This window comes from Actinomadura sp. ATCC 39365 (assembly GCF_054392275.1).
This window is the reverse complement of record NZ_CP184335.1, coordinates 5,764,147-5,786,537: the sequence shown is the minus strand read 5'-3', so window position 1 is coordinate 5,786,537 and position 22,391 is coordinate 5,764,147. Positions and strand designations below refer to the sequence as shown.

Genomic DNA, 22,391 nt, shown 5'->3' with positions numbered 1-22,391 from the left:
GACACCTTATCGGTACGGCGCGTTCCGTACGGGCGGCGGACTGCAGGGCACGGGCTCCGGCGCGGGTACGGCTGGGCGCGTACCCGCCCTGTCCGGCGCCGGGCGGCCGATCAGGTATGGGACGGGGGTGGGGACAGGACCAGGCGGACGGCGAAATTGCGGTAGCCGGCGCGTTCGAAGGCGCGGGCCATCGGGACATTGCCCGCGTCGGTGTCGGCGACGATCCGCTGCACGCCGCGTTCCGCGTGGTTGCGGGTGATCTCGCCGAGCAGGTCGTTCACGTAGCCCCGGCCGCGGTGCTCGGGCACCACGCCGAGGTAGCCGACCACCGGGCCGCCGCCGTTCGCCGACGGCAGCGCGACCCCGGCCAGTTCGCCGTCCCCGGTGTAGGCCAGGCGCCACCAGGAGCGCTCACCAGGCATGGAGCGGTACCCGGCGACGTCCTGGCGGGCCTGCGCGTCCGGGTCCATGGTGACCAGGGCTTCGCGGGTGTGGTGGTCGAGCGTGCCGACGGCCACCCGGCGGAACGCCTCGACGAACACCTCGTCGTCGTCCTCGCCGCGGAACTCCAGCCGGCCCGACGGCTTGGGCACCTCGGCTTTGGCGGTCCACTCGTAGCGTAGCCGTTCCAGCTCCTCGGTCAGCCCCGCGCGGCCCGCGGCCGTCCAGCGCCAGGCGATCGCGGCCGCGGACGTGGGGTCGTCGCGCCAGCCGTTCGAGACGAACACATGGTACGCGGGCTTGTCCTCGTAGCCGGCGTGGGCGTGACCGAGCAGGTCGGCGGCCAGGCCGATGGGGTCATCGACCGACGGGTGGACGTAGAGGCAGTCCAGCGCGAGAGGCTTGCCGGCGTCGGGCGACCCCCACCACACGGCGCGGGCCAAGATCTCGCCGTTCTGCTCGGCGACCCAGATCCACGCGTGGCGGTAGTCGCCGGATTCGAGGAAGGACAGCAGCCGTTCAGGATGGGCCCAGCTGATGCCCTCATCGACGACGCAGCCGAGCAGGCGGTCGAGATCAGCCTCGACCGTGGGACGGAAAATCACAGATCCTCCAGAAAGTGGAAGCGGGTCCGGTGACCGCCCGTTCGGTGTGGGACATCCCGGTCGTCCCGCTCCGGGCGTGCCGGTTCCGCCGACACCTTATCGGTACGGAACGTTCCGTACTTGACAGCGGTAGCCCGCCCTGGACATCATCCTATCGGTACGGAACGTTCCGTACTCATAAGAAGTGCAAGACCACCTCGTCGCCACCTCACGAGAAGAAGACGATCGCGTGAAGCCCGTCCCCCCTGACCCGACCGTGCTGCATCCCATGCCCGAGCAGCCCCGAGTCGTGCCGCTCAAGCCCCTGATCACCGCACCGCTGATCGACGTCGGCGAGTTCTCCTACTACGACGACCCCCGATGATCCGACCGCCTTCGAGACCCGCAATGTGCTGTACCACTACGGCCCGGAGAAACTGATCATCGGCAAGTTCTGCGCGCTCGGTGAGGGCGTGCGGTTCATCATGAACGGCGCCAACCACCGCATGGACGGCCCCTCGACCTTCCCTTTCCCGATCATGGGTGGTTCCTGGGCCGAGCACTTCGGCCTCGTCACCGGCCTGCCCGGACGGGGTGACACCGTGGTCGGCAACGACGTCTGGCTCGGTTACCGGTCGACGGTGATGCCCGGCGTCCGCATCGGCCACGGAGCGATCATCGCCTCCGGCGCCGTGGTCGTGGACGACGTGCCCGACTACGGCGTCGTCGGCGGCAACCCGGCCAGGCTCATCCGACGTCGCCACAGTGACGCCGACATCACCCGTCTCCTCGCGCTGGCCTGGTGGGACTGGCCGCTGCAGCACCTCACCCGGCACGTCGCCACGATCATGTCCGGCAGCGTCGCGGAGCTGGAGGAGGCGGCGCCCCGCAGGCGGTAGGACGCGCCGCCGGGCTCCGGTGACGCCTGCGCCTACGGTGTCACGCGCCTCCATCTGTCGTTCCTTCACCTTCCACGATCAGAATCGAGCTGTCCCCATGCCCGCTTCATCCCGCCGCGACCCGTTCGCCGACTGGCTTCGCGGCCACGCCGTCCCGCTCACCCACCTCGACCCTGAGGCTCCGCTCGACGACCTGGAGCCGTTGCGCGACGTCGTCGGCGACGCGCGCGTCGTCGCGGTCGGCGAGAATTCCCACTTCATCACCGAGTTCTCGGTCATGCGCCGGCGCATCCTGCGGTTCCTGGCCGAGCGCTGCGGCTTCACCGTCCTGGCCTTCGAGTACGGCTTCAGCGAGGGCGTCCCCCTGGACGCCTGGGCGCAGGGCGAAGGCACGGACGACGAGCTGGCGGCCCGGCTCGCCACGGCGATCCCCGTGGGGGTCGCCGAGCCGCTGCGCTGGATGCGCCGGCACAACGCCGCAGCGGCCGAGCCGGTGCGTTTCGCCGGGATCGACGTCCCGGCGGCCGGCGGGTCCCTGCTTCCCGCCCTGGCCCCGGTCGCCGACTACCTGCGCCAGGTCGATCCCGAGACCCTCCCGATGATCGAGGAGGCGATGCGGATCGCCGGGTCGTTCGCCGGCGCCTCCGCGGCCTCGGCCGCACCGGCCTGGACCCGCCTGGCGACCGCCGAGCAGGACGCTCTCAGCGCGATCCTGATGCGGCTGCACATGCGCTTTCGTGCCGTGGAGGCGTTGTACCTCGCCCGTGCCGACCGGCCCGGCTACGACCTCGCCCTGCGCCGCCTTGAGGCCGCCTGCAGCGCCGACTACGGTTTTCGCGCCATGGCCGGTCTGTACGCCGGCACCGGCCTGACCGCCGACACCTCGGCCAGGGACGTCTACATGGCCGGGTCGGTCCAGTGGCATCTGGAACGTTCCGGCCCCGAGGCCCGCATCGTGCTGGCCGCCCACAACGCCCACATCCAGAAGACGCCGGTCTCCTTCGACGGCCGGCTCACGGGGCTGCCCATGGGGCTGCACCTGCACGACCGCCTGGGCGACGACTACGTCGCCCTCGCCCTGACCAGCCCCGCCGGACACACCGCCGACATGCGCCCCGACGAGAACGCGCGCTTCGGCTTCGCCGTCGACGACACCCCGCTGCAGCCGCCCGAGCCGGGCAGCGTCGAGGCCGCCTTCGCCGAGGCCGGACTCGGGCTCAGCATCGCCGACCTGCGCCAGGCGCACGGGATCGCCGGCCCCGACCGCATCCGGATCCAGAGCGCCTACGTGCACACGCCCGTCCTGGAGGCGTTCGACGGCATCCTCAACACCCCGACCTCCACCGTCGCCGACCTCTGAAACCCGACACCCGACAGATCGCAAGGAAAGTGACCGATGAAGAACGCCGACGTGATCATTGTGGGAGCCGGACCGACCGGCCTCATGCTGGCGATCGAACTGAGCTTGGCCGGGGTGCGGCCGCTGGTGCTGGAGCGGCATCCGAACCGCCGCGACACCCCCAAGGCCGGCGGCCTCGGCGGCCAGATCCTGGAGCTGCTGCGCTACCGGGGCCTGCTGGAACGCTTCCAGGCCGCCTGCCCCGGCCCCGCCCCGGCACCCCGGTTCCCGTTCGGCGGGGTGCACCTGGACCTCACCCGGCTGGCGGACCCGCCGCTGCACGCGCTGCCGCTGCCGCAGCAGCACCTGGAGCGGCTGCTCGACGAACGCGCCGGCGAGCTCGGCGTGGACGTGCACCGCGGGCACGAGGTGACCGGCGTGAACCAGGACGACGCCGGGGTGAGGGTGGACGTGCGGGGCCCGGACGGACCGTACCAGGTCAGCGCCCGCTACCTGGTCGGCTGTGACGGCGCGCGCAGCCGCGTCCGCGACTGGGCCGGCATCGGCTTCCCCGGCACCGTCTACCCCGAGGTCAACCGGCTGGCCCAGGTCACCCTGCCCGACGAGGTCACCGTGCTGGACACCGGCGATCTGGACGTCCCCGGATTCGGCACGGTCCGCGCGGGCTTCACCCGCACGGACCAGGGCCTGCTCGGCGTCGGCTCCTCACCCGGCGCCCCGAGCGTCTCCCTCTACACCATCGAGGACGAGACCACCGAGTACGACGACGACGTCCCGATGCCCCTGACCGAACTGCAGGACAGCCTGCGTCGCGTGCTCGGCGTGCACCTGCCACTGGCGGGATCGACCCGGCTGTCGCGCTTCACCTTCAAGGCCCGCCAGGCCGAGCGCTACCGCGCCGGGCGCATCCTGCTGGCCGGGGACGCGGCGCATCTGTTCCCCGCCACCGGCGTGGCGCTCAACGCCGGCCTGCTGGACGCGGTCAACCTGGCCTGGAAACTGGCCGCCGACCTGCACGGCCGGGCGCCGGACGGCCTGCTGGACACCTACCACGCCGAACGCCACCTCGCCGGCGCCCGCACCATGCTGCACACCCGCGCCCAGGTCGCGCTGCGACGCGGGCACGACGCGGCCGCCGAAGCGCTCCGGGAGATGTTCCAGGAGCTGCTCACCGACGAGCAGCCGTTGCGCCGTATGGGATCCATGGTCGCGGGCGCCGACATCCGCTACCCGATGCCCGGCACGAACCCCCACCCCCTGGCCGGGACATTCGCGCCCGACCTCACCCTGAACACCGGCCAGGGAACCACCCGCGTCGCCGAACTCCTGCATCCCGCCCGGCCCGTCCTCCTCGACCTCGCCGACCGCCCCGGCCTTCGCGAGGCCGCCCGTCCCTGGGGACAGCGTGTCGACGTCCACACCGCCAGGACCGACCGGCGACCGTCCGACGCCCTGCTGATCCGGCCGGACGCCCACATCGCCTGGGCCGCATCCGTCGACGAACCCGCCGACACCGCCGTACCGGCGCTGCGCGAAGCGCTCTCCGTCTGGTTCGGCACCCCCTGACGTGGACCGGAAGCCGACCGGGTGCGGGCAGGTTCGTACCCGGTCGGGTAGGCGCCACTGGGACCAGAGGATCAGGAATCCTGTGACCCGCTCGCGGACGCCGGCCGCTCCCGCCCCGCCGCGCCGACGAGCGGGAGGACGACGTCGTCCACGATGGAGGCGATCACGTCGTCGGCGAGCGGCAGGCCGCCCAGGACCACCTCGTTGCGTGCCAGGTCGAAGGGCAGCCGGAGCACCCGCGCGGGAAGGTCGGCGGTGGGGATCTCCCCCGCCCGGCCGCGCGCGCCAGGATGGCGGCCATCGCGGGCCCGGTCGTGGAGCGTGCGATCCACGCGCGCACCGCGGCGGCGGCGTCCGGGTCACGGGCCGTTTCCGCGAGCAACCCGGCCAGCACCTCGCCGCGGACGGCGCCGAACCCGTTGACGGCCTCCCGCAGCAGATCGATCAGGTCCGGGCGCAGGCCGCCGGTGTCCGGCACCGCGGCGACGGGCGGCGCGGCGCGTTCCATGGCCGCGAGCGCGAGCTCGGCCCGGGTGGGCCAGCGCCTGCTGAGCACCGGGCGGCTGGTGCCGGCCACCGCCGCGACCGCTTCGAACGTCAGCCTGGCGTATCCGGCCTCGTGCAGGATCTGCCAGGTCGCGTCGAGGATGGCGTCGTCCAGCCGCTGTCCCCGTCGGCGCGTGGGCGTCATCGAACCAACTCCTTAAGATGCGCTTCGAATCTTATCTGTGCTAGCGTGCGAAGTGGGATTAGATACGTTGTGCATCTTATGGAGGGTGAGAAGATCATGACGGAACCCGCCACCGGCGGCCTGCCCGGCCTGCCGACCGTCAAGTCCTGCCCGTACCTCCCGGCCGACGGCCACGGCCCCGGCACTGTCACGAAGGTCCGGCTGCCCGACGGGCGCCAAGCCTGGGCGGTGACCGGATACGCCGAGGGCCGCGCCCTGCTGGCCGACCCCCGGCTGACCGCCGACCGCGCGCACCCCGGCTCCCCTCTGCCGCTTCCGTTCACACCCGGCCCGCGCACCCGGCCGATGTTGCTCGGCGCCGAAGGGCAGGAGCACCAGCGACAGCGCAGGGCGCTGATCTCCGCGTTCACCGTCAGGCGCGTCACGGCGCTGCGTCCCCGGCTCGAACACCTCGTGCACGAGCGGCTCGACGCCCTGCTGGCCGCCGGGCCGCCCGCCGACCTGGTGGCCGGCTTCGCCCTGCCGGTGCCCTCGCTGGCGATCTGCGAGCTCCTCGGCGTCCCGTACGAGGACCATGCCTTCTTCGAGCGGCAGGCCAGGCTCCGGCACGACGCCGAGCAGGCCCCGGCGGCCATGGCTGAACTCGGCCGCTACCTCGAGGACCTGGTGCGGGCCAAGCAGTCGGCCCCCGGCGACGGCCTGATCGACGCCCTGCTCGCCCATCAGGCCGAGCAGGGCGCGACCGACCTGGACGAGGTCACCGGGCTGGCGCTCGTCCTGCTGATCGCCGGCCACGTCACCACCTCCAGCATGATCTCGCTGGGCACACTCGCGCTGCTCGAACACCCCGAACAGCTCGCCGCCGTACGCGACGGCACGCCCGCGTGGCCCGGCGTCGTGGAGGAGCTCCTGCGGTACGTCGCCGGCGAGGGCACACTCCCCCGGGTCGCGATCGAGGACGTCGAGATCGGCGGGCAGCTCATCCGCGAGGGCGACGGCGTACTGATCGTCACCTCCGTCGCCAACCGCGACGAGGCGCTGCTCGACCGCCCCCTGGAGCTGGACGTGCGGCGGCCAGCCGGACGACACCTCACCTTCGGCCACGGCATCCACCAGTGCCTCGGACAGAACCTGGCCCGCGCCGAACTGGAGACGGCCTTCCGCGCCCTGTTCACCCGCATCCCCACGCTCACCCTGGCCGCACCGGCCGGCGAACTGACCACCACCCGCGGATCGGGCCTGGAGAGGCTGCCGGTCACCTGGTGACGGACTCCGCGGACCGGCTCGGACTACTCCCGGCGTCGTAGCCGGCCGTCCACTGATCCCCCGGCGGTAGCGACAGGTCACTCCGCCGGCAGGACGCCACCGGACGGCGGCGCGGCCATCATGACGGGCATGAGATCAGCAGTGAACGACCGGAAGCGGTCGGAGGTTCTCGATTCCGCGCTGGACGGCGTGCGCCGCGCGGGAGTGCCGGGCGTGTACGCCGAAGTGCGCGACGCCGGCCGGGTGTGGCGGGGTGCCGCCGGGGTCGCCGACGTGGAGACCGGCCGTCCCGTCGAGCCGGGGATGGTGCAGCGTGTGGGCAGCATCACCAAGACCTTCGTCGCGGCCGCCGTCCTGCAGCGGGCCGAGCGGGGCGACATCCAGCTCGACGCCCCGATCGGCCGCTACCTGCCCCGGCTGGTGCCGGGCGGGCGCGGGCAGCGGATCACCGTCCGGATGCTGCTCAACCACACCAGCGGCATCGCCGAGTATCTTCCCGCCGCGTTCCCGTCACTGGGCGGATTCCCCTCCCTGCCGGACATCTCGCCGGCGAGCCTGGACGGCAACCGGTTCACGTACTTCCCCCCGGCCGAGCTGATCAGGATGGGGCTCGCGGCGCCCCCGACCGGCGAGCCCGGCGGCTCGCCCGGCGTCTACTCCAACACCAACTACATGATCCTCGGCCGGCTTCTGGAGCACGTGACCGGTGCCACGGCCGAGGGGTACGTCACCCGGCACGTCATCGAACATGCCGGGCTGCGCAACACCGCCTTCCCCGGCGGGCCGCGGATCGAGGAACCGCACCCGCGGATCTACGAGTCGTTCTTCGGCATGATCGACCCGCCCCGCGACTACAGCGTGTACGACATGTCCTGGGTGCGGACGGCGGCCTCCCTGGTGTCCACCATGGAGGACCTCAACACCTTCTACGGCCTGCTGCTCTGCGGCGAGATCGTGGGCCTGTCCCTCCTCGCGGAGATGCACCGCACGGTCCCGGTCCGCGCCCACACCGGGGAGATGATCGACTATGGCCTCGGCCTGCAGAGGGTCGAGATCCCGGGAGGCGGCACCTGCTGGGGCCACGGCGGCACGGTCTGGGGAGCCACGACGATGTCGCTGACCCGCGACGACGGCAGGCGGCAGATGTCCATCACGACGAACCTCGCGAGATGGAACAGGCCGGACTCGTCGGGCAGGCCCCGGCCCCACCCGATCGATGCCGCCCTGGCCGCCTTCAGCCGGCAGGTCATGGGTCCTCGCACCCGAGGTGGCAGCCGTGCGTGAACGTGCCCGCGCCGTCACCGCCGTGGCCGGACGTGGAGCCGGGCTCAGTCCGCGCGCCGGTACTGGAAGTCGTCGAAGTAGGCACGAAGCCGCTGGTTGTGCCTCTCCACGGCCCCGGGATCGACGATCCAGAACGCGTACGTCTCCGCGAACAGCTCCCCCGCCGAGGTCCGCGCGTACGGGGTGAGGTCCTGGCCCACGTTCTCCTTGCTCACGAACGTGACGAAGTTCCGCAGGCACGGGGTGATGTCGCGACCCTGCGGCGTCCTGTACTTCGCCCGCCAGCGAGCCTCGAGGATCTGCGCGTCGCACCACCGGACGACCTCGTCGCGGTAGGTCTGCCAGGTCGCCTGGGTCACCTTGGCCGTCACGTCGTTCTTGAGCTGCACGAACGCGTTCTCCGGCTGGTAGACGCCCTGCTCGCCCGCCTCGATCCACTCCTGGACCTTCTCGATCGCGTCGAGCAGGGCGTCGTACTCGGCCTTGGCGGTGGCGCCCGAGAGCTTGGCGCCGAGCTTGTTCAGCGCGGTGTTGTCCGTGTTGAGCTGGAGGGCCTCGGTCACCACGTCATCCGGGACGCGCGCGAACGGGCGGTACCGCTGCCCACCGGCGCCCTGGACGACCCGGGCCGCGTTGTTCCAGGAGTCGACCCGGCACGCGGCGCTCTCCACGGCATGGCCGACCTCGTGCAGGATGTCGCGCACGCTCGGCAGGCAGCCACGCGAGGTGACGCCGCCGTAGAAGCCGATCCCGTCCTCCCGGAAGATCGCGTCCGCCAATTTGAGCGTGCCGGGCGATCCGGCCCAGGGGCCTCTTTCGTAGCTGAACTTGCCCTTGTCGTGACCGTCCGCGCCGGCGAGTCCACCCACCCGCTGGATCTCGACGCCCTGCAGCGCGGGACGGTCGGCGACGGGGACGAGCCGCAGCGCTTCGTGCAGCTTGACCAGCTCCTCGACCGTCCACGGGCCGGTGATCCCGGCGAGGCCGTAGGTGTTCGTGAGCGATTGCGCCAGCTGGTTCAGGTCGCGGCTGACAGGCTCGACACCGGCCGGCAGGCCGCGCCCGACCAGGGTCGCGGTCGCGTGGCGGCCCTCGCCGTAGGCGAGGATCACCTGGCCGACGGTGGTGGCCGTGAGGGGCAGGATCTGGTGGTTGGTCTGGGTGCGGTACGGCCGCGGGACGTACGAGGCGAGCAGCCACGTCAGGGCGTGGCGTTCCGGGTCGGTCAGCCGTCCGTCCGGGAAGGCGACGTCCGCCGTGGCGAGGCCGCTCTCCTTGACCATCAGCGCGGCGACGTCGGCGTTCAGCGGCTGCGGCAGCCGCAGATCCTCAAGTCTCACGAACGTGTAGTCGATCGGCATGGGGCTTCTCCTCCTGATCCCCGCACCCGGCGTCGGGTGCCCTGCCCTGTCCCGGAGCGGCCCTGGGCCGGTCCTGATACGACCGGACGCCTTTACAATGTAGATTCCTTCCGTCAGGGCAGATCGCGGACGACCCGGGTGCCGGCCAGGCGGTCACGCAGGGTGCGGGCCGCCGGGTCCGGCACCGCCCACAGGCCGTCCACCAGCAGCACGATCAGCCCGAACTCCGGCAGGCAGACGAGCACGGGGAACACGAGCGCCCGGACGGCCGCCCGGCGCCCGCCCGGCCAGTGTCCCGTGGTGTCGGAGACGACGCGGATGCGCATGAGCTGCTTGCCGAACGTCCGTCCGCTCAGGACGTACAGGAACATGGCGGCCACGGCGATCAGGGGCGTCGGCTCGTCGAGCCGCACCCAGTTCCGCAGCCCGAAGTCCAGACGACTCCACCTCGGTTCGAGGGCGGCCAGGAAGGTCACGAAGAACAGGTAGTCGAACGCGAAGGCCACCGCCCGGCGACCGGTGAGCCCGTCCGGGACGGGCCGCCCACCGGTCCCGGTGGCCGCCAGAACCAGCAGGGCGGAGAGCAGGAGGGCCGACTCGTATGGCCCGTACGCGTTCGCCACGGCCGCGAACCAGTCGTTGGTCAGCACGGGGATGGTCGAGCAGCCGTCGTCGGCGGTGTAGGACGGGCTGAGCGGCCCGGCGACCGCGAGCAGGGTGAGCAGGCCGGCCACGCGGCGGCCGATCATGCCACCGTCGCGCGTGCCGGCCGACATGAGCCATCCCGCCAGGACGGCGAGCGCGGGCACTCCCCACTGAAGGGCCGAGCAGGCCAGGCCGTAGGCGTCCGCCAGCGGCGGCGAGACCAGGTGCGCGAGTTCGCGGCCGTGGCCGGAGAAGGCGCCCACACAGCCGTGAATGGTGTACTCGCCGCCGTCCTCGGGCTGGTGCAGGTCCCACGTGGGGTAAGCGGCGGCGGCCAGGGAGAGCAGCCAGGCGAGCGGAGTGGATCGCGACACGAATGATCTCCGTTTTTCGCGACACCCTAGCGCTGACGGGCCGGAGGACACCCGCGCGGCGGCCGGACGGGTAGGGGCGGGGTGGGGGCGCCGGGCGTGGCGGCCTCGGGGGTGTCGCGGGAGGCGCACGGGCCGTCGGGGAATGTTCGCGGGGTGGTCGCGGATGGCTCGCGATCAGGTCACGGGAACGGCTCCGGGGGGCGTTCGTTGGCTAGCGTCACCGGCATGCCCCTCGCCTCGATTCCCAGCCCTGCCCAAGGGGTCTGGTATCTCGGATTCGTCCCGATCCGGGCCTACGCGTTGTGCTTCATCGTCGCCATCGGGTTCGGCATCTGGCTGAGCGAGCGCCGCTGGCGCGCCCGGGGCGGCGAGCGGGGCACGATCGGCGACATCGCGATGCCCGCGGTGATCTTCGGGCTGGTCGGCGGCCGTCTGTACCACGTCCTCGTCGACTGGCAGACCTACTTCGGCCCGCGCGCGATCAAGGAGCCGTACCAGGCGCTGTTCGTCTGGGAGGGCGGGCTCGGCATCTGGGGCGCGGTCGCCCTGGGCGGCGTGGGCGTGTGGCTGGCCTGCCGCCGCCGGGGGCTGCCCCTCGGGCCGGTGGCCGACACGATCGCGCCCGGCATCGCGTTCGGGCAGGCCATCGCCCGCTGGGGCAACTGGTTCAACCAGGAGCTGTACGGCAGCCCGACCACCCTGCCGTGGGGCCTGGAGATCGACCAGGCGCACGGCGGCCTGCCGGGCACGCTCTACCACCCGACGTTCCTGTACGAGTCCTTGTGGGACGTGGCCCTCGGCTTCGTGCTGATCCTGGCCGGCCGGCGGCTGAGGCCGGACCGCGGCCGGCTGTTCGCCCTCTACGTCGCCGGTTACACCGCCGGACGCTTCTGGATCGAGGGGCTGCGGATCGACCCGGTCGGCGGCGTGGACCACGCGGTGACGCTCCTGGGCCTGCGGATCAACCAGTGGACCTCGATCGTGCTGTTCGCCGGCGCGCTGATCTTCCTCTGGGCGACCCGCCACAAGGAGAACGAACCGGCCCTGGAACACAGCCGCTGACGGCCGGGACGGCGTCAGCCGGCCGGGGCCGGGTCGAGCAGCCGTCGAAGGTCGGCGACCGGCTGGACCCCGGAGACCGGCGGACGGCCGTCGATCACCAGGCTGGGCACGCCGGTGACGCCGTGCTCGGCCGCGCGGCGCCGGTCGGCGCGCACCTGCTCGGCGTGCTCGTCGCCGGCCAGGACGGCGCGCACCTCCGCGTCGTCCAGCCCGGCCTGGCCGGCCAGGCGCCGCAGGACCTCCGCGTCGGCCACGTTGAGCCCTTCGGTGTGGTACGCGTACAGCAGAGCCTCCATCATCTCCTCGGCCCGTCCGCGGCCGGCGGCCAGCTTGACCAGCCGGTGGGCGTCGAAGGTGTTCACCGGCCGGGCCAGGTGCAGGTTCAGCTCCAGGCCCTCGGCCGCGCCCAGCTCCCGGATGTGGGCGACGCGGGCGGGAGCCTGCTCCCCCACCAGCCCGCCATGGCCTCGGCGGCGGTCGGGCCGGGGGTCCGGCCCTCCTCGGGCGCGAGTTCGAGGCTGCGCCAGAGGATCTCGACGCCGTAGCGGGCCGGGTGCCCGGCCAGCGCGCGGGACAGGCGTCTCTTGCCGATGTAGCACCAGGGGCACAGCACGTCGGCATAGATCTCAAGCTTCATGAACGTCCTGTCCGTCGGGAAAGCGGTCGGAAGACGGGGGGTGTCCGGGACATCGTGCAATCTCAACCGCGGTTGAGGTCAACCCGGCGGCGGGGAGGTCGCGCCGGGAGCCCCGGCGCGACCTCGGTGAGGGACGGGCTCAGCGGGTCGTGATCTCGCTGACGGACAGATTGCCCCAGGTGTGGTTGGCGGCCTTGACGACCAGGCGCACCTGGGTGGTCGTGACCGGCGCGGGCAGCGGCACCGACCGGCGTTCCACCGTGGCGGTGCTGCTCGCCCAGCTGATCGCCGCGCCGGCCGTCTGGGTCACCCACGCCGAGCCGTTCCAGGTCTGGACGTCGAGGGAGGTGATGCCCTGGCCCTGGCCGAAGTGGGTGGCCAGCACGACCTCGCCGACCGTCCTGGGGTTGGGGAAGGTGAGCGTGACGGTGCCCGGATAGGTGACGCCGGAGGACGGGCTGGCCCAGGTCGTGTAGTCCCAGCCGTCGGTGAGGGCGGCGGGGGTGGTGCTCTGGCCGTTGCCGAAGGAGGTGGTCACGGTCGCGGCCGGCTCGGACAGGCCGGCGCCCGCCGTCCGCTGGGCGGCGCCGAGGTCGGGCATGCCCGAAGGCAGGGCCGTGCCGGAGACGTCGCGGCCGCCGTCGGAGGCGATCTCCAGGCCCTGCCGCAGGACCGGGGACGACGCCGCCGGGAGGTAGCCGGACAGGTCGGCGAGCGTGGTGGCGGTGCCGGGCGCGGTCAGCAGCGGGTTGCCGGACAGGGCCGCCCTGTCACCGCCGGGGACCGGCCCGGAGTAGTAGAGGTTGCGGTCGTACTGCACGGCGCCGCCGTCGTTGTAGGGCAGGTTGGCGCCGTTGTGGATGACGTTGTTGCGCAGCCGGATGTTGCTCACCGAGCTGCTCCACACCTTCACCAGGCTGAACGAGGCCCGGTCCGGATGGTTCTGGATGAACGGCGTCAGCGGCACCCAGACGGTGTTGTTGTAGGCGTCGATGTTCCTGGTGTTGGTGGAGAAGGCGAAGACCTGGTTGGCGTCGTTCTGGCTGACGTTGTAGCGGATGGTCGCCTCGGCCGGCCCGGTGCCGGTCGAGACGGCGATGAAGAAGCCGCCCTCGTTGTCGTGGCTGAAGTTGTACTGGACCAGGCTGCGGTGGACGGAGGCGTCGGCGTCGAAGGCGTTGCCGTCGCTGGCCAGGCCCCAGTACTTCGTCCCGGACACCTCGTTGAACTGGACGACGGTGTCGTCGGCCCCGGCCCACCAGATGCCGACGTTGCCGTGGTTCTGGGCGGTCCTGGCGACCCGGTTGCGTTCGATGAGCGCGCCCTGGGCCTGCATGACGGTGATGCCGCCCGCCGAGATGTCGTGCACGTCGTTGCCGCGGACGACGACGCCCGCGCTCGGCGTCCAGGGCCGGTAGTCGGCGGCGGGGATGCCCATGAGGTCGCTCCACAGCGACGTCCAGCCTTCGCGCTGCATCCACTGCGACCAGGTGACGATCCCGTACGAGCGGGAGTCGGCCACCTCGTTGCCCTCGATGAGCAGGTCCTGGTAGTAGGTGGCGGTGTTCTTGCCCAGCGCGCTGACGATGATCCCGCCCGCCGACGGGTTGGAGGACTGCGATCCGGAGGTGGCGCCCTGGATGGCGTGCACGTAGTTGCCGCGCACGGTGATCCGGGGGACGGCGCCGAGGTCGGTCGCGGTGACCGCGATGCCGATGCGCGGCGTGCTCCCCGAACCGGTGTTGGTCACCTCGAACCCGTCCAGGACGACGTCGTGCAGGTCAGCGAGCTTGACGGCCGCGTCCACGACGCCGCCGCCGGCGATGGACGGCCGGGCGCCGGTGCCGTAGGAGGTGAAGGTGACCGGGCTGCCGGCCGAGCCCGAGCCGCGCGGCGCGAGCCGGCCGGTCCACTGCCCGCCGGCCTTGAAGCGGACGGTGTCGCCGGGCTGGAAGGTCTGGGCGTTGACCTTGTCCAGGGTCCGCCAGGCGGTGGACGGGGAGTGCCCGTCGGCCGTGTCGTTCCCGGCGGGGTCGACGTAGTAGGAGGTGGCGGCGTAGGCGGGGGCGGGCGCGGCCACGAAGGTCAGGACCAGCGCAGCGCACGGTAAGAGAACTCGGAACACGGCAACTCCTTGGGAGGTGACGGTCGGGCGCCCGAGTTACTAATTAATCAAGGTTTAATATCTTGCCTGAAGAGGGTCAGGTCAAGAGGGAGATCCACGTCGTAGAGAAGCTCGTCCACGTGGTTGAGCGCGTGCCGTACGGCGCCGAGGACGACGGCCTGGTCGGCGAGGGTGGAGATCTCCAGGGCGGGCGGTTCGAGGCAGAGCGGGTCCAGGTGCCGGCGCAGCGGCTCCATGAGCACGTCGCCCGAGCGCGAGACGCCGCCGCCCACCACCACGAGGTCGGGGTCCACGGTCAGCACGATGGCGGCGATGCCCTCGGCCAGGTCGTGCGCGTACTGCTCGACCGCCCACCGGGCGGCGGGGTCGCCGTCCCTGGCCGCGGCGAAGACCAGCCCGGCCACCTCCTCCGGCGCGGCGCCGGGGGCGAAGCGCGCCAGGTGGTCGGGGGCGCGGTGCCAGCCGACCAGGTGCAGCGCGCCGATCTCCCCTGCCATGCCGCGCCCGCCGCGGTGCAGCTCGCCGCGCACCAGGATGCCGGCGCCGGTGCGCACGCCCGACAGCACGAACACCACGTCGTCCACCTCGCGGGCCACCCCGGCCCACCGTTCGGCCAGGGCGGCGAGGTTGCAGTCGTTCTCCACCAGGATCCGGCAGGGGTAGTCGCGGCCCACCTCGGCCGCCAGGTCCAGGCCCGTCCACTCGGGCAGCCCCACGCACAGGCGGACCGTCCCGGACGGGCTCACCACGCCGGTGGTGCCCACGGCCACCGACAACACCTGGTCGGCGGTGACGCCGCCGTCCCGCAGCGCGGCCGCCATCGTCGCGCGGACGGCCGCCAGCCGCTCGGCCCTGCCGTAGTCGGCCTGGACGCGGGTGAAGCCGAGGCCGACGGGGTCGCCCTCCAGGTCGGTCACCTGGGCCCGGACGCTGGAGGAGCCGATGTCGACGCCGACGACATAGCCGGTCGTGGCCCGGAACCGGTAGAGGCGGGCCGGCCTGCCCATCTGGCCGGCCTCGGGGGCGACCTCCTCCAGCCATCCGTGTCCGTGCAGCTCCTCGACCAGGCCCTCAACGGTCGGCCTGGACAGCCCGGCGCGGCGGGCCAGGTCGGTGAGCGGGACGACGCCCGCAGCGCGGATCGCCCGCAGCGTCGCGATCATGTTGATCCGCCGCAAGCGATGTGCGTCGCTTCCTTGGAGCGCGACCTTCCGCATGGACCCCCCTTGACAGTGCTGCCTGGCGACCAATACAAACAGGGACTAATAAAAACAGCTTTAATTACTAAGTGGCAAACCGGAAGGACATCGATGTCGGAACCCGTCGTCACGCTCGCCGTCGCGGGCGCGGGGCTGCGGAGCACGCTGTACGCCCGCCGGGCCCTGACGACCGGCCGCGCGAGGATCGTGGCCGTCGCCGAGCCTGATCCGCGACGCCGCGCCGCCTTCGCCGCCGAGCACGGCATCGCGCCCGGCAACGTCTTCGCCGACTGGGCCGACCTCGTCGCGGCGGGCCGGCTGGCCGACGCCATGATCATCGGCACCCAGGACCGGATGCACGCCGAGCCCGCGGTCGCCGCGGCCGACCTCGGCTACCACATCCTGCTGGAGAAGCCGATGGCCCCGACCGAGGAGGAGGCCGGGCGCATCACCGAGGCCGCCGAGCGCAACGGGGTCATCCTGGCCGTCTGCCACGTCATGCGGTACACCGACTACACGCGGGCCCTCAAGTCGCTCGTCGACCAGGGCGCCGTCGGCCAGATCATGAACATCCAGCATCTGGAGCAGGTCGGCTGGTGGCACCAGGCGCACTCCTTCGTCCGCGGGAACTGGCGCAACGAGGCGGAGTCGGCTCCGCTGCTGCTGGCCAAGGCCTGCCACGACCTCGACTGGATGGCCTACATCAAGGGCAGTCTGCCGCACCGGGTGTCCTCCTTCGGCGATCTCCTCTATTTCCGCGAGGAGCAGGCCCCGGCCGGCGCCACGGCCAACTGCCTCGACTGCCCGGTGGAGGCCAGCTGCCCGTACTCGGCCAAGCGGCTCTACCTGGGCTGCCTGGGCGACCCGGACAAGGAGTGGTGGCCGCTGTCGGCGGTCACCGCCGACCACACGGCGCAGGGCGTGCTGACCGCGCTGCGCGAGGGCCCGTACGGCAGGTGCGTGTTCGCCTGCGACAACGACGTGGTCGACAGCCAGGTGGTGAACCTGGAGTTCGCCGACGGCGCCACCGCCTCGTTCACCGTCACCGCCTTCGCCGCCCTGGAGCACCGCAAGACCCGGATCTTCGGCACGCACGGCTCCATCGAGGGCGACGGCGTGCGCCTGCGCCTGCACGACTTCCTCACCGACCGGATCACCGAGATCGACACCCGGACCGGCGCGGAAGCCTCGATGGCCGGCGGCCACGGAGGCGGCGACGACGGCCTGATGGACGCCTTCCTCGACGCCGTGGCCAGCGGCGACCCGACGATGATCCGTTCCAGCGGTCACGAGAGTTTGGCCACGCACCGCGTGGTCTGGGCGGCCGAGCGCGCCCGCCTGTCCGGCACGGTGATCACTCTCGCCGAGCCCTCCCCCTTGAAAGGTGACAACCATGACCAACGTCCTCTCCCGGACGGCCGCGCTGGTGGCGGTCGGCGCGCTCGCGTTCGGTGTGACCGCGTGCGGCAACAAGAACAGCGGCGGCCCGGCCGGGCAGGCCGAGCAGAAGTCCCTCGTCTACCGCTCCTCCTGGGGCGAGCAGGAGCCGCAGGCCAAGATCTTCAAGGCGATTCTGGACGACTTCGCCAAGCAGAACAACGTCAAGGTGGACGCCAAGTTCGTCGGCCGCAAGGGCACCGAGAACCTGCCCACCGAGATGGCCGCCGGCCAGGGCCCCGACCTGTTCGACGTCGCGACCGACAACCTGCCCGGCTGGCGGGCCCAGAACCTGGCCGCCCCGCTGGACGACCTGCTCACCAAGCAGGTGCCCGGCGAGGGCAAGACCGTCGGCGACGTGCTGCCCGAGTCGGTCAGGCAGGCCGCCTCCGACGACAAGGGGATGGGCTTCCTCCCGCACACCGTGATCTCCACCGCCGTCTGGTACGACGCCGCCAAGCGCCCCGAGCTGGCCGACAACCCGCCGCGCAGCTGGGCGGACCTGATCGCCTTCCTCGACAAGGAGAAGGCCGCGGGCCGGACCGCCATCGGCCAGGACGGCACCATCCCGTTCTACAACGTCTACTGGTTCTACTCGGCCCTGGTCCGCGCCAACGGCGCCGGCAGCCTGCTGGCGCTGTCGAAGGACGCCGCCGCCTGGGACAAGCCCGAGGTGCTCGCCGCCGCCAAGCAGGTCGAGCAGCTCACCAAGGGCGGCTACTTCCAGAAGGACCACATGGCCACGAAGTACCCGGCCGCGCAGGACGACTGGGCGCAGGGCAACTCGGCCCTGAACATCAACGGCACCTGGCTGGCCAGCGAGGTCAAGACGAAGACCCCGGCCGGCGCCAAGATCCGTTCCTTCCAGCTCCCGGCCGGCGGCAAGGACTCCGTCGAGGTCGGCGCGCTCGGCTGGGGCGTCAACGTCAAGGGCAAGAACGTCGGGACGGCCAAGGAGTTCCTGGCCTTCGCGCTGCAGAGCAAGCACCTGAGCCGCATCTCCACCGAGGCGCTCAACATCCCCTCGCGGCCCGACATCCCCGCCCCCGACTTCCTCGCCGACGTGCAGAAGGCGATCGCCGAGGCGCCCGCCGTGCACAAGACCTACGACACCCTGGCCGCCGACAAGGCCTACTGGGTCGACCTCCTGCTGCCCCTGGACGACCAGCTCCTGGCGGGCAAGATCGACGCCGCCGAGTTCGTCGCGCAGGGCAAGAAGAAGACCGCCGACTACCTCGCGAACAAGGGCTGACATGGCATACGGCTCCCTCGTTGCGGAGACGGCGCTCCCGTCGCGGGATCCGTACCGCGGCAAGATCCTGCGGCCGGCGCGGGAACGGGCCTTCTGGCCCTTCCTGCTGCCCGCGCTCGCGCTCTACACGCTGCTGTTCGTGCTGCCCTCCTTCTACGGCGTGTGGGTCAGCCTGTACCGCTGGGCCGGTCCGGGCGCCGAGATGGAGTGGCGCGGCCTGCGCAACTACCAGGCGCTGCTGCGCAACGACGCGTTCCTGCAGTCGTTCGCCAACACGTTCCTCCTGGCGGTCGCCGGCGGCGCGCTGGTCTTCGGGATCACGTTCCTGTCGATGATGGCGCTGCGCCACCTGAAGGGACGGGCCTTCATCCGGTCCGTCGTCTTCCTGCCGATGATCATCTCGGCGATCGCGGTCGGCGCCGCGGTCGGCTTCCTGCTCAACCCCGGCGGCGTCGTCAACCAGGTGCTGGGCTGGGCGGGCATCGACGGGCTCCCCTGGCTCGGCCCCGACCTGGTCTTCCGGTGCGTCATCGGCGGGCTGGTCTGGTCCTCCACCGGCTTCTACATCGCGCTGATGATGTCGGCCGTGGACGGCATCCCGCCCCACCTGTACGAGGACGCGGTGCTCGGCGGCGCGACCAAGTGGGAGCAGTTCCGCCACATCACGCTGCCGCTCACCTGGGACGTGTTCGCGGTCGCCGCCGTGTTGTGGGTGGTCAACAGCCTCAAGGTGTTCGAGATCGTGATCGCCTTCACCACCGGCGGCACGCCCGGCGCCCCGCCGCTGCAGGCCAGGACCGTGGCCGTGCAGCAGTACACGGTGATCACCGGGGGCGGCGTGCCCGATCTGGGGTCCGGCGCCGCGATGGGGGTGGTGGTGACCCTGATCACCATCGTGCTGATCGTCCTGGTTCGCCGCATCACCCGCCGAGAGAGCGTGGAGCTGTCATGACGACCGTCCCGGTGAGGCGTCCCCTGGCCCGGCTGGTGGGCGACCTGCTGCTGCCCCGGCTGACCGCCCTCGCCCTGTGGGCGTGGGTGGCCTTCAACCTGGCCCTGGTCGCCTGGGTCGGCCTGCAGTCGCTGAAGTCCTCCGGCGAGGTGTGGCTGCACCCGTTCGCGCTGCCCGACTCCCCCGCCTGGGAGAACTACGACTCGGCCTGGCAGGCCGGCCAGTTCTCGATCGCCGCGCTCAACAGCGTCGTCCTGACCGCGCTCGGCTCGTTCCTCATCGTCGCGATCGCGGCGCCCGCCGCCTACGCGCTGTCGCGTTCGTCGCGGCGGATCGCCGGGCCGATCACCGGGTTCTTCGCCGTCGGGCTGAGCATCCCGCTGCAGACCATGGCGATCCCGATCGTGGTGGCCAAGCTGTCGGTCTACACGTTCATGGAGGACTGGGTCACCGGCTGGTGGGACAACCGCATCACGCTGCTGGTGTTCGAGGTCGTCCTGTCGCTGCCGTTCGCGGTGTTCGTCCTGACCGGCTACTTCCGGTCGCTGCCCAGGGAGGTCGAGGAGGCCGCCGAGCTCGACGGCGCCGGGCCACTGACGGCCTTCGTCCGCGTGATCGCGCCGCTGGCCCGGCCGGGCCTGACCACCGTGCTCGTGCTCAACGTGATCGGCCTGTGGAACTCCACGCTGCTGGTCCTGCTCATCACCCCGCTGCCCGAGGAACGCACGCTCCCGGCGGCCCTGCTCAACCTGTACTCGACCATGCAGTACAGCTCCGACTGGGGCGGCCTGTTCGCCGGGATCGTGATCCTCATCTATCCGATGGTCATCCTCTACATCTGGCTCGGCCGGCGGGTCGTCGAAGGCATGACGGCCGGTATCGGCAAATGACCTGGAAAGGACGCCCGCTCTTGCGCGTCATCGTCACCGCTTTAACGCTGTTCGCCGGACTCCTGGCCGCCACCCCCGCGCAGGCCGCGACCGGCACCACCTACTACGTCGACGCCTCGGCCGGCGACGACGCCGCCGACGGATCGAGCCCGGACACCGCCTGGCGGAGCCTGGACAAGGCGAGCGAGCTGACGCTCGGCCCCGGCGACCGGCTGCTGTTCCGGGCCGGGCAGCGCTGGACCGGCCGGCTCACCCTGAAGGGCGCAGGCAGGCCCGGCGACCCGGCGACGGTCGGCGCCTACGGCCAGGGCGCCAAGCCGCTGATCGAGGGCGGCGGGCTCGACACCGCCGCCGTCACGATCGCCGACGTGCACGACTTCGTCGTGGACGGCCTCCAGGTGACCAACAGCGACGGCCGGGCCGTCTACCGCACCGGCGTCAACCTGTACGCCAAGGACTCCGGCAAGCTGGCCAACGTCACCCTGCGCAACCTCGACATCCACGACGTGGACGGCGCCGGCGGCCACAGCGTCGCCACGGCCGGGCTGCTGATCTCGATCAGGGGCAACCGGACGCCGACCTGGTTCGACCGGCTGGTCATCGAGGACAACGAGATCTCGAAGATCGGCTCCTACGGGATCATCATGTGGTCCACCTGGTCCCGCCGCAACGGCATGACCAGCCTCTACCCGGTCGAGACCGGCATCCCCGACAGCGAGGTGGTCACCTGGACGCCGAGCACGGGCGTCGTCATCCGCGGCAACCGCGTCCATGACGTGACCGGCGGCGGCATCACCCCGATGCACACCAAGGGCGCGCTCGTCGAGGGCAACAAGGTCGAGCGGGCGGTGACCGGCCGCACCAAGCCGACCGGCGGCAACGTCGGCATCTGGTGGCAGGGCAACGACGACCTCGTCGTCCAGCGCAACGAGGTCAGCGGCACCGGGTTCAACGGTCCGGGCTCGGACGGGCACGGCTTCGACTCCGACGCCGACAACAACCGCAGCATCGTGCAGTACAACTACAGCCACCACAACGACGGCGGGTTCTTCATCGCGGTGTCCTTCGCCGGCGCGCCCACCCGCGACACCGTGGTCCGCTACAACGTCAGCGAGAGCGACGGCTACGAGGTCTTCGGGCTGTCCACCGCCACCCACGGCACCGTCATCCACAACAACACCGTCTACGCCGACGGCCGGGTGGTCGAGGTCAAGCCGCCGCTGGCCGGGGCCGGCAAGTATCCCCTGGGCAAGGTGGTGCGCATCTACAACGACGCCGCGGGCGTCACGGTGCGCGACAACGTGTTCCTCAACGCGGCCGGCGCCGGGTTCGACGGCAAGAACGGCGCGATCTACGACCACAACCTCTACTGGGGCACCCCGCAGCCGCCGACCGGGCCCGACCACAAGGCGATCGTGGCCGACCCCCGGCTGGCCTCGCCCGGCTCCGGCGGCCTGGCCGGTTACCGTCCGCTCGACGGCTCGCCGGTGTTCGACGCGGGCGTGACCCTGCCCGCCGTCTCCGACCTGGCCGGCACGCCCGTCCCGGACGCGGCGCCCGACCTCGGGGCCTACCAGCGGGCCGTCCCGCTGCCCGAGGTGAGCAGCACGTTCACGCCCAGGGGCCACCTGGAGCGGCTGGCCGACCGTGACCCGGCCACCTTCTGGCAGAGCGTGCCCAGGCCGCGCTTCCCCGGCACCGTCGACCTGACCTACGCCCTGTCCCGCACCTTCAGCCGCGTCGAGGTGAGCGGCTCGCCGGACATCGTGTTCGACGTCCAGACCTCCGAGGACGGCCGCACCTGGCAGACCAGGGCGAGCGGCGCGAAGCAGGCGGTGACGCTCGCCGCGGAGGTCACCACGCGCCGGGTGCGGCTGGTCGTCACGGGCGAGGGCCGCCTCCGGATCGGTGAGGTGCGCCTGAGCGTGCCCGCCGCCACCGAGCCGTACCTGCCGCCCGGCGGCGTGCCGGTGGCCACCTCGTCGTTCGTGTCGGCGTCCGCGCTGGAGAACCTGATCGACGGCGACCCCGGCACGCCGTGGGCCTCGGCCTCGACCGGGGTGACCTTCCCCGGCGACATCACCGTCGACTACCGCACGCCGCGGACCGTCTCGGAGGTGACCCTGCACACCGCCTGGGCCAAGGGCCAGGGCATCACGGACGTGTCGCTGCAGACCTGGGACGGCGACTCCTGGGTCACCCGGGTGGACCACCACCTCATCGACTGGCCGTCCAGCAGCGCCACCGTCGAGACCAGCACGATGCGGCTGCCCGCGCCGGTCTCCACCCAGAAGATCCGGCTGATCGTCCACAAGGCGAACCTCGAATGGGGCAACCTCGCCCTCTACGAGATCGTCACCCGCTGA

General features: G+C 71.7%; 17 protein-coding genes and 2 pseudogenes. 11 read left to right on the top strand and 8 right to left on the bottom strand.

Annotation, left to right across the window (positions count from 1 at the left end):
* Positions 1 to 110: 110 nt before the first annotated feature.
* Positions 111 to 1,046, bottom strand: coding sequence for a GNAT family N-acetyltransferase (locus tag ACNF49_RS28250; RefSeq protein WP_482939333.1), 936 nt, complete (start codon positions 1,044 to 1,046; stop codon positions 111 to 113).
* 268 nt (positions 1,047 to 1,314) lie between these two features.
* Here ACNF49_RS28250 and ACNF49_RS28245 point away from each other — a divergent pair.
* The 3 genes and pseudogenes from ACNF49_RS28245 to ACNF49_RS28235 all read left to right on the top strand — a co-directional run bounded on the left by ACNF49_RS28245 (position 1,315) and on the right by ACNF49_RS28235 (position 4,850).
* Positions 1,315 to 1,924: pseudogene (locus ACNF49_RS28245) on the top strand (CatB-related O-acetyltransferase).
* Positions 1,925 to 2,021: 97 nt separating this feature from the next.
* Positions 2,022 to 3,284, top strand: coding sequence for an erythromycin esterase family protein (locus tag ACNF49_RS28240; protein WP_482939332.1), 1,263 nt, complete (start codon positions 2,022 to 2,024; stop codon positions 3,282 to 3,284).
* A gap of 36 nt (positions 3,285 to 3,320) precedes the next feature.
* Positions 3,321 to 4,850, top strand: a complete 1,530-nt coding sequence (locus ACNF49_RS28235; protein WP_482939331.1) for an FAD-dependent monooxygenase — start codon at positions 3,321 to 3,323, stop codon at positions 4,848 to 4,850.
* 163 nt (positions 4,851 to 5,013) lie between these two features.
* On the opposite strand, the gene ACNF49_RS28230 is transcribed toward ACNF49_RS28235, so the two are convergent.
* Positions 5,014 to 5,541 (bottom strand): TetR/AcrR family transcriptional regulator, encoded by a 528-nt coding sequence (locus tag ACNF49_RS28230; RefSeq protein WP_482939330.1) that lies wholly within the window; start codon positions 5,539 to 5,541, stop codon positions 5,014 to 5,016.
* Between the two features lie 96 nt (positions 5,542 to 5,637).
* Here ACNF49_RS28230 and ACNF49_RS28225 point away from each other — a divergent pair, with 96 nt between their 5' ends.
* Complete coding sequence (locus tag ACNF49_RS28225; RefSeq protein WP_482939329.1) at positions 5,638 to 6,807, top strand: cytochrome P450; 1,170 nt, start codon at positions 5,638 to 5,640, stop codon at positions 6,805 to 6,807.
* Between the two features lie 129 nt (positions 6,808 to 6,936).
* Positions 6,937 to 8,091, top strand: coding sequence for a serine hydrolase domain-containing protein (locus tag ACNF49_RS28220; protein WP_482939328.1), 1,155 nt, complete (start codon positions 6,937 to 6,939; stop codon positions 8,089 to 8,091).
* A 44-nt stretch (positions 8,092 to 8,135) separates the two neighbouring features.
* Here the strand turns inward: ACNF49_RS28220 and ACNF49_RS28215 are convergent, their stop codons facing one another.
* Positions 8,136 to 9,452 (bottom strand): hypothetical protein, encoded by a 1,317-nt coding sequence (locus tag ACNF49_RS28215; RefSeq protein WP_482939327.1) that lies wholly within the window; start codon positions 9,450 to 9,452, stop codon positions 8,136 to 8,138.
* A gap of 113 nt (positions 9,453 to 9,565) precedes the next feature.
* Positions 9,566 to 10,471 carry an RDD family protein gene (locus ACNF49_RS28210; protein WP_357977959.1) on the bottom strand — a complete coding sequence of 302 codons (906 nt, stop codon included), beginning with the start codon at positions 10,469 to 10,471 and terminating at the stop codon, positions 9,566 to 9,568.
* 225 nt (positions 10,472 to 10,696) lie between these two features.
* On the opposite strand from ACNF49_RS28210, the gene lgt reads away from it, so the two are divergent.
* Positions 10,697 to 11,533, top strand: coding sequence for a prolipoprotein diacylglyceryl transferase (gene lgt / locus ACNF49_RS28205; protein ID WP_482939326.1), 837 nt, complete (start codon positions 10,697 to 10,699; stop codon positions 11,531 to 11,533).
* Positions 11,534 to 11,547: 14 nt separating this feature from the next.
* Here the strand turns inward: lgt and ACNF49_RS28200 are convergent, their stop codons facing one another.
* From ACNF49_RS28200 to ACNF49_RS28185, 4 genes are all read right to left on the bottom strand, one after another.
* Positions 11,548 to 11,985, bottom strand: a complete 438-nt coding sequence (locus ACNF49_RS28200; RefSeq protein ID WP_482939325.1) for a DsbA family oxidoreductase — start codon at positions 11,983 to 11,985, stop codon at positions 11,548 to 11,550.
* Positions 11,916 to 12,170 carry a DsbA family protein gene (locus ACNF49_RS28195; RefSeq protein WP_482939324.1) on the bottom strand — a complete coding sequence of 85 codons (255 nt, stop codon included), beginning with the start codon at positions 12,168 to 12,170 and terminating at the stop codon, positions 11,916 to 11,918. The genes ACNF49_RS28200 and ACNF49_RS28195 overlap by 70 nt, the downstream gene beginning before the upstream one ends.
* 139 nt (positions 12,171 to 12,309) lie before the next feature.
* On the bottom strand, positions 12,310 to 14,295 hold the full coding sequence (locus tag ACNF49_RS28190; protein ID WP_482939323.1) for a right-handed parallel beta-helix repeat-containing protein: 1,986 nt from the start codon (positions 14,293 to 14,295) through the stop codon (positions 12,310 to 12,312).
* Positions 14,296 to 14,342: 47 nt separating this feature from the next.
* The gene (locus ACNF49_RS28185; RefSeq protein WP_498703120.1) at positions 14,343 to 15,458 is read right to left on the bottom strand and encodes an ROK family transcriptional regulator; all 1,116 of its coding nucleotides are present in this window, start codon (positions 15,456 to 15,458) and stop codon (positions 14,343 to 14,345) included.
* 18 nt (positions 15,459 to 15,476) lie between these two features.
* Here ACNF49_RS28185 and ACNF49_RS28180 point away from each other — a divergent pair.
* The 5 genes and pseudogenes from ACNF49_RS28180 to ACNF49_RS28160 form a co-directional block, all read left to right on the top strand.
* A pseudogene (locus tag ACNF49_RS28180) lies at positions 15,477 to 16,790 on the top strand (Gfo/Idh/MocA family protein); the annotation flags it as partial.
* A 97-nt stretch (positions 16,791 to 16,887) separates the two neighbouring features.
* Complete coding sequence (locus ACNF49_RS28175; protein ID WP_482939321.1) at positions 16,888 to 18,183, top strand: ABC transporter substrate-binding protein; 1,296 nt, start codon at positions 16,888 to 16,890, stop codon at positions 18,181 to 18,183.
* Position 18,184: 1 nt separating this feature from the next.
* Complete coding sequence (locus ACNF49_RS28170) at positions 18,185 to 19,135, top strand: carbohydrate ABC transporter permease (RefSeq protein ID WP_357977939.1); 951 nt, start codon at positions 18,185 to 18,187, stop codon at positions 19,133 to 19,135.
* A complete protein-coding gene (locus ACNF49_RS28165; protein WP_357977937.1) occupies positions 19,132 to 20,025 on the top strand; it encodes a carbohydrate ABC transporter permease in 894 nt (297 codons plus the stop codon). The genes ACNF49_RS28170 and ACNF49_RS28165 overlap by 4 nt, the downstream gene beginning before the upstream one ends.
* Before the next feature lie 20 nt (positions 20,026 to 20,045).
* Positions 20,046 to 22,391 carry a discoidin domain-containing protein gene (locus ACNF49_RS28160; protein ID WP_498703118.1) on the top strand — a complete coding sequence of 782 codons (2,346 nt, stop codon included), beginning with the start codon at positions 20,046 to 20,048 and terminating at the stop codon, positions 22,389 to 22,391.

Coding starts and splice junctions, on each gene's coding strand:
- ACNF49_RS28240 (WP_482939332.1), top strand. CDS start 2,022: ATGCCCGCTTCATCCCGCCGCGACCCGTTCGCCGACTGGCTTCGCGGC.
- ACNF49_RS28165 (WP_357977937.1), top strand. CDS start 19,132: ATGACGACCGTCCCGGTGAGGCGTCCCCTGGCCCGGCTGGTGGGCGAC.
- ACNF49_RS28220 (WP_482939328.1), top strand. CDS start 6,937: ATGAGATCAGCAGTGAACGACCGGAAGCGGTCGGAGGTTCTCGATTCC.
- ACNF49_RS28230 (WP_482939330.1), bottom strand. CDS start 5,541: ATGACGCCCACGCGCCGACGGGGACAGCGGCTGGACGACGCCATCCTC.
- ACNF49_RS28175 (WP_482939321.1), top strand. CDS start 16,888: ATGACCAACGTCCTCTCCCGGACGGCCGCGCTGGTGGCGGTCGGCGCG.
- ACNF49_RS28195 (WP_482939324.1), bottom strand. CDS start 12,170: ATGAAGCTTGAGATCTATGCCGACGTGCTGTGCCCCTGGTGCTACATC.
- ACNF49_RS28185 (WP_498703120.1), bottom strand. CDS start 15,458: ATGATCGCGACGCTGCGGGCGATCCGCGCTGCGGGCGTCGTCCCGCTC.
- lgt (WP_482939326.1), top strand. CDS start 10,697: ATGCCCCTCGCCTCGATTCCCAGCCCTGCCCAAGGGGTCTGGTATCTC.
- ACNF49_RS28225 (WP_482939329.1), top strand. CDS start 5,638: ATGACGGAACCCGCCACCGGCGGCCTGCCCGGCCTGCCGACCGTCAAG.
- ACNF49_RS28215 (WP_482939327.1), bottom strand. CDS start 9,452: ATGCCGATCGACTACACGTTCGTGAGACTTGAGGATCTGCGGCTGCCG.
- ACNF49_RS28170 (WP_357977939.1), top strand. CDS start 18,185: ATGGCATACGGCTCCCTCGTTGCGGAGACGGCGCTCCCGTCGCGGGAT.
- ACNF49_RS28235 (WP_482939331.1), top strand. CDS start 3,321: ATGAAGAACGCCGACGTGATCATTGTGGGAGCCGGACCGACCGGCCTC.